Raw genomic sequence first — 5,898 nt, 5'->3', positions numbered from 1 at the left:
AGCTACCTCGCCGGCCTCCACCTCCGCGCCGCAATGATCTGGATCGACGACCTGCTCAAGACCGCCCAATGATCACAACATCACACAGGCCCTAGAGGCTCGAAGGCCACGATCGTCGATGGATTCCTCCCGCATTCCGGGCAGCGAATCTTGCGGCTGGGTTCGGCGTTCTCGCAGTGACGCGAGGTCTCGGCGATGTGCCCGCAGTAGAGCCGAACCCGCCACCGCATGATCATGTATTCCGGTGTCTTGAAGGACAGCATCAGCCTGCAGACCTCCTCCAGGTGCTCCCGCTGGCGCTCCACCATTTCGGGGTTCGCTCGCACCTCGGCAAGGTGTTCATCGACGCGTCGACTGGCAAGGTCGCAGATCCCCTCCAGCTCCTTCTGCCATTGGTGGTCACGTCGCGTGAGCTGGTAGTCCTCAAGTGGGACGCCGTGGCTCTCGTATTCGACCTCGCGCATGGGCGGCACCGTAACCGCGGAGGATCGGGCAGTAGGGGAAGAGCCTGTTCCCTTTCGCCTAATGACAACACTTGCGCACGTTGGTCGGTCAACTACTGGGGTTCGGTCAAAGCCGATCGGGTACTCGCTCTGATTGGCTGTGTCTCCGCGAACCGCCGGGGCGCACTGTGAAGCCGCTCCCGACGGCTGCGACCGTGGCTATCGGCGGTGTTGGTGTTGCTGGCTCGCGGGAGGCGTAGGTACCGAGGGCTGACGGCTAGCTCGTCGCCACCCTCAACGGCTCCAGCCTGCCCATCGGCCGCACTCCTCGAACAGTGCCAGCAGCAGGACGACTCCTCCGTCGTCCTTCCCGAATCTCTCTTCCGCACCTCGGCTGCCGCCGGATCTCGGCGGATGGAACACCGGAGGCACAGTGCGCTTGTCGGACAGGTGCGGTCGCGAGGAGATGCCCGGGGCGCAGGCGCCGATATCGCAACATGATCGGGTTGCACCGAGCAGTGCGGACGGCGGCTGGGAGGCTCTCCCAGCCGCCGGTCGAGGCCCTGTATGGGCGTCCTGCCCTTGTGCTCAGTCGTGCGGGATGAACCTGTCCCGCAGCGACGACGACGCCCAATCGGTCGTACTCGATGAGGTCTTCGTCGGTCATGAGGGCGGCGAGGGTTCGGTGGTGCTTGACGGCGTACTTGAGTAGGAGCTCTGCCAGTGTGGTCGCGGCTGCCTCTGCCTCGACTTGGGCTTCGGGGTTGTGGACGTGGACGCCTGCGGCCTGGAGTTCTTCGATGGTGGCGTTGCGGACGATGGCCTGTTCCTCCTCGGTGAAGAGGCGTCCGTCGAGGTGGCGGAAGACGAGGGAATCCGCTGGGCGCTTGAAATCTGTGTCGAACAGCAGGGCCATGACGTCTGGGCGAGGGGTGACTGCGGGCATGGAGCTGCTCCCTAAGGGGGCGGGTGGGGTTGGTGTATCCATGGTCTGGAGAATCCCCGGTTTGGCTGACCGGGGATCGTCGGCTATATCTGTCGGCCCTGTCGTGCGCGCACGAGCGGCTTCGCGTGTGCGTAGCGGTGCATCACGTCGGCTGGTCGGCTGTCCTGTATGGAGAGCCTCGGCTGGCGGAGGGTGGAGAACGGGGATCCGAGCAGGGCGCTTGGGGCTCAGAGTCGGGGACGGTTCGGCGGGGTCGCGGGCACGGCGGGCGGCTGCGTGCCGTGTCCCAGCTGGCCGGTCCACGATGCCGTTGTGCGTCGGCGGGCGGCTTCGGCGCGGGGGTTGGGGCTGGGGTTGCGGCTGGTGTGCTGGAGGCGGGTGATCAGGACGCGGGCGGGTCGGCGGGTTGTGGCCAGTTCGCGCTTGGCTGCGGCCTCCTTTAGGAGCTGGTGGGGTTGGTGGCCTCGGGCTTCGGCGTCGGCCAGGAGGGCGGCGAGGGCGGGCCAGCTGGGGTCGGTGAGGATTCGGTCGGCCTGCTCGGGGACGGCGGCGCGTACGTCGCGGGCGAGGGTCCGGCGGGCTTCCTCCCTCGGCTGACGCTGTTCGAGTACGACGAGCGTGGATGTGAGGGCTTGCTCGGCGGCTGCCTGCAGGTGGTGGAGGGCTTGGCGGGCGGCGTCGGCCTGGTAAGCGTGGCCCTTGGCCTCGTGCCAGCGGCCGGCGATGATCCCAGCCCACAGGAGGGCTGCGATGAGGGCTGCGAGGGCGCTGCCGTCGGGGCCGGTGGCGGTGTGGACGATGTCGCGGGCCGCGTTGCGGATGGCGTGGGCGGCGCGGTCTTCTGCCCGGATCTGGGAGCGCTGGGCGCGTGCGAACGTCCTCGATGCGGACTGGAGTTCGGTGCGGAGGTGTGTGGGGGACTTTTGGGCGGTGGCTTCGAGGAGTTCGCCGAGGGCGGTGATGTGTGCCTGGGCGTGGGTGTCGTCGGTGAGGTCGGTGCGGAAGGTGTCGAGGGCTTCGGTGGCCTGGTGCCAAGGGGTGGCGGGCTGGTTGCGGCGGGCGGTGGGGTGTTCCTCGGGCTGGCCGGCTTCGAGGCGGTCGCGGAGTTTGGGGAGGGTGAGGTCGGGGGCGATCTTCCCGCCGGGGTGGAAGATCTGTTCGCCGTCCTTGTTGAGGTCGCCGGGGCGGCCTGCGGCGTAGCCGAGGAGGTCTCCGGAGGGGCCGCGCCGGGCCTTGACCGCGATGCCGTCGGTTTCGAGGTAGGCGAGGAGTTCCTCGGCCGTGCGGGCGTGGGGGATGGCGGCGCGGATGCGGTCCTGGAGCCATTCGCGGCTCGTTTGCTCCCAGCCGAGCCGTTCGGCCTTGTGCATCTCGGCCTGGGTGGGGGCGCGGGTCCCGGTGCGGTCGCCCTTCTTCAGGCGGCGCAGGCCGTAGTCCTTCTCGATTTGCCGGGATGCGTCGCCGACGCGGATGCCGCTGTCGTGGAGTTTGGGGCGGCGGCCGTCCTCGCGGACGGTGGTGGCGAGGATGTGGATGTGGTCGTCGGCGTGGCGTACGGCGATCCAGCGGCAGGCCAGGTCGTCGCCTTCGGGGGCGATGCTGGCCGCGGCGACGATGCGCTGGGCGATCTCGCCCCACTCGGCGTCGGAGAGGTGGCGGTCTTCGGGGGCTGCGCGGACGGGGCAGTGCCAGACGTGGTCGGTGATCTTCTTGCCGAACTCACTGTTGCGGAGGCGTACGGGTTCGTCGAGGTAGCGGGCGAGGTGGGTGAGGGTGGCGTTCTCGTGGCGGCCGGGGTCGGGCATGGCGAGCATGGCGAAGCCGGACACGATGTGCGGGTCGGTGTGCTCGTCGTGGCGGCCGGGGCCGTAGAGGTAGGCGAGCAGTCCGCGGGTGTTGGCGCCGGAGGGCTTGATGGCGGCGATCACGGCTGTCGGACCTCCTGCGGGTTGGCGGGCTCGCGCAGGGTCTCGGCGATCAGGGTGAGTAGGTCGTGGAGTTCGTCGAGGCGCTGGCGTATGTCGGGCGGGGTGAGGTCGCTGTTCAGGGCGCGGGCGATCTGGTTGACGTTGACGCCGATGCGGTTGCACTGGCGCAGGACTTGGGCGCGGAAGACGTGCGTGCGGCGGCGGTCCTCGGACAGGGGCAGGTTGGCGGTGAACCGGCCGTTGATGAAGGCGAGGACGATGTCGGCGCCGAAGCCGGATTCGCCCTTGTAGCCGTGCTCGGCGGCTGCCTCTTGGAGGCGGGGGTGTTCGTCGTCGGTGAAGCGCAGGGGGCCGACGCGGTCGCCGCGCTTGTTGCCGGTGAAGCGGCGGATCGTGGGCTGGGCGCTCTTGACCGTCGGCTCGCCGCCGCTGGCGGCGGGCTCGGCGTTGCGTTCGGCGTGGAGGATGTCGCGCTGGACGGCGTGGAGTGTGTCCTGGTCGGGGCCGCCCTCGGACCCGGCCTCACGGTCCGGCGCCCCCTGGCACTGGGCCGTCTCCGCCACCCCCGGGGCGGAGACCCCCGAAGACCGGCCTTGAGTCGGACTCGGGGTACTACTGGCTCCGCCAGGGGCCGTCATTCCGAACGCGCGCCGCCAATGGTCCATCAGCGTAGATGACTTCGAAGGCGGTGCGGGTGTGTCGTCGTTGTGCTCCGGGGCCAGTGTCATGGGTCGTTCTCCTGCGGGGTGAGGTGAGTGGGGTGGTCGCCTGGCGGTCTCGGGGCAAGCGCGTACCGGGGCGTGGAGTGGGCGGCTGGCTGGTCCCCCGGGCGAGGCGTGCGGGGCCGGTCCCCGCAGCCCTTCGGGGACCGGGCCGCCGCGGACCACCGGGATCAGGGGAATCGGGGACCGTGCCGAACTGGGACCGGAAGGAATTGGGGGACCGTCTCGAGCCCGGGACCGCGGGAGAAGGCTCGGGGACCGAACCGGGGACCGTCCCCGTGGACGCGGTGGGGAACCGGTCCCCTCCCGTCCCGGAATCCGATGACCTCACGGTCCCCGATCGGACATGGGGACGGTCCCCAGATGGTGGGGACCATCACGACGGTCCCCACCATCTGGGGATGTCGGGCGGGCAATTGGGGACCGAGTCACCTCTAGGCCATCTGACCTGCGGAAAAGCATTCCGGGACGGTCCCGATGTGGGGACCGTCCCCATGTCCTTCGCCGGGGACCGTGGTGGTTGCGGGGACGGTCCCCGTCGCCGGGCGGCAATCCGGGACCGTCCCCGATCGTCTGGGGACGGTCCCCTTGGCGGGACCGAGGTGTGGATTTGGGGACGGTCCCGCTCCGGTGGGACCGAAACGTTGCGATAGGACGGTCCCCAAGGGTCACCGGGACCGTGGCGGATGGGGGACCGTAGTCGTCAGGCGGCCAGCGGGGGTGTGCGGCGGCGGTCAGGGCCGGTCAGGATGACGCGGGTAGTCATCTCGGCGAGGCGGGAGGCGACGCGGTCCCCGACCGCGCTGCGCAGCTCCTCGGTGGGGAGGTTGGTGGTGATCAGCGTCGGAAGCATCTCGGTGTAGCGGCGGTTGATCAGCCGGTACGTCAGCTCCTCGGTCCACTCGGACTGCTTGGCCGCGCCGAGGTCGTCCAGGATCAGCAGCGGGCACCGGCCGAGTTCCTGGATCTCCCGCTCGGGGTCGTGGTTGGGGCGCGGGCGGAACTGGGCGTGCAGGTCGGCGGAGGTCACCGCCTGCCAGCGGAGCCGGACGCCTGCGCCGAGGAGCGAGCGGACGGCTCCGTAGGCCTGGTGGGTCTTGCCGCTGCCGGTGGGGCCGGCGATCAGCAGAGAAGGCCCGTACGAGATGCCCCGTGTGTCGCCGGGGCCCACACTGCCCATGCCTGCGACGTTCTCTGCCCAGGCGCGCACGGCGGGGTCCGTGGCGGTGGCCTCCCGGTAGCGGGGAGGGATCCGCCGGTCGGCCAGCTCCAGCGCCGTCACCGGCTCCGCTACGGGCTGGGCGGGGGCCGCGTCGGGATCGATGCCCTTTGCGGCGAGGATCGCGTTCAGGCGGGCCGCCAGGAGCCCGGCACGCTGGGGTTCACGGGTCGCTGTCGTCACAGGGCACCTCCGTAGGCGGCTTCGGCGTCGGCGGGGTTGGCGTAAGGCCGGTGGGCCTGGTGGCCATTGGGACGCCGCTGTGGCGGGTTCATCGCCTCGTTGACCAGGCTGGGCAGCACACTTGGGTGCAGGGCCTTCTCCCGAAGCCGGGCCAGCCCGGCGCGGATGTGAGCGGGGTCGATGGGCTCGGCGAGGAGCTTGCCGACGGCCTTGCCGAGTTGGCCCAGTACGGCGGCGGGCGGCCGGTTGGTGCACGCGGCGGCGTACTCGGCGACGAGTTGGGGGGGGAGACAGTGTCGGGTGGTGGGGCGCTCGCGCCCCCCAACGGAGTTGATCCTAGATCCACGTTCCTAGGTCCTAGATGTATTGACCCGCAGCGTTGTTCACACGGCTGATGGGTGGCTTGCCGTCGAGTGCGGTGTGGCAGCGGTGGTGGTTGTAGGTGTGGAGGAAGTCT

Annotated in this window: 5 protein-coding genes and 1 pseudogene; all 6 read right to left on the bottom strand. The window is 69.9% G+C overall.

Going from position 1 to position 5,898, the window contains the following annotated elements; genetic code table 11:
- Positions 1 to 80: 80 nt before the first annotated feature.
- Complete coding sequence (locus ACFWU6_RS33430) at positions 81 to 464, bottom strand: hypothetical protein (protein WP_383985228.1); 384 nt, start codon at positions 462 to 464, stop codon at positions 81 to 83.
- A 256-nt stretch (positions 465 to 720) separates the two neighbouring features.
- On the bottom strand, positions 721 to 1,389 hold the full coding sequence (locus ACFWU6_RS33425) for a hypothetical protein (RefSeq protein WP_383985225.1): 669 nt from the start codon (positions 1,387 to 1,389) through the stop codon (positions 721 to 723).
- A gap of 227 nt (positions 1,390 to 1,616) precedes the next feature.
- The gene (locus ACFWU6_RS33420; RefSeq protein WP_383985222.1) at positions 1,617 to 3,317 is read right to left on the bottom strand and encodes a relaxase/mobilization nuclease domain-containing protein; all 1,701 of its coding nucleotides are present in this window, start codon (positions 3,315 to 3,317) and stop codon (positions 1,617 to 1,619) included.
- Positions 3,314 to 3,880, bottom strand: a complete 567-nt coding sequence (locus ACFWU6_RS33415; protein ID WP_383985219.1) for a MobC family plasmid mobilization relaxosome protein — start codon at positions 3,878 to 3,880, stop codon at positions 3,314 to 3,316. Before ACFWU6_RS33415 ends, ACFWU6_RS33420 begins: the two co-directional genes overlap by 4 nt.
- A gap of 862 nt (positions 3,881 to 4,742) precedes the next feature.
- Complete coding sequence (locus ACFWU6_RS33410) at positions 4,743 to 5,441, bottom strand: ATP-binding protein (protein WP_383985217.1); 699 nt, start codon at positions 5,439 to 5,441, stop codon at positions 4,743 to 4,745.
- Positions 5,442 to 5,798: 357 nt separating this feature from the next.
- Positions 5,799 to 5,898, bottom strand: a pseudogene (locus ACFWU6_RS33405) (IS481 family transposase); the annotation flags it as partial.

The organism is Streptomyces sp. NPDC058674 (assembly GCF_042716505.1).
Lineage (GTDB): Bacteria > Actinomycetota > Actinomycetes > Streptomycetales > Streptomycetaceae > Streptomyces.
The sequence above is the reverse complement of the archived record's forward strand: the minus strand, read 5'-3'. Positions and strand labels throughout refer to the sequence as shown.

What these genes read in the sequence shown, in the direction of transcription:
- ACFWU6_RS33430 (WP_383985228.1), bottom strand. Translation starts at nt 464, where the DNA reads ATGCGCGAGGTCGAATACGAGAGCCACGGCGTCCCACTTGAGGACTAC.
- ACFWU6_RS33425 (WP_383985225.1), bottom strand. Translation starts at nt 1,389, where the DNA reads ATGCCCGCAGTCACCCCTCGCCCAGACGTCATGGCCCTGCTGTTCGAC.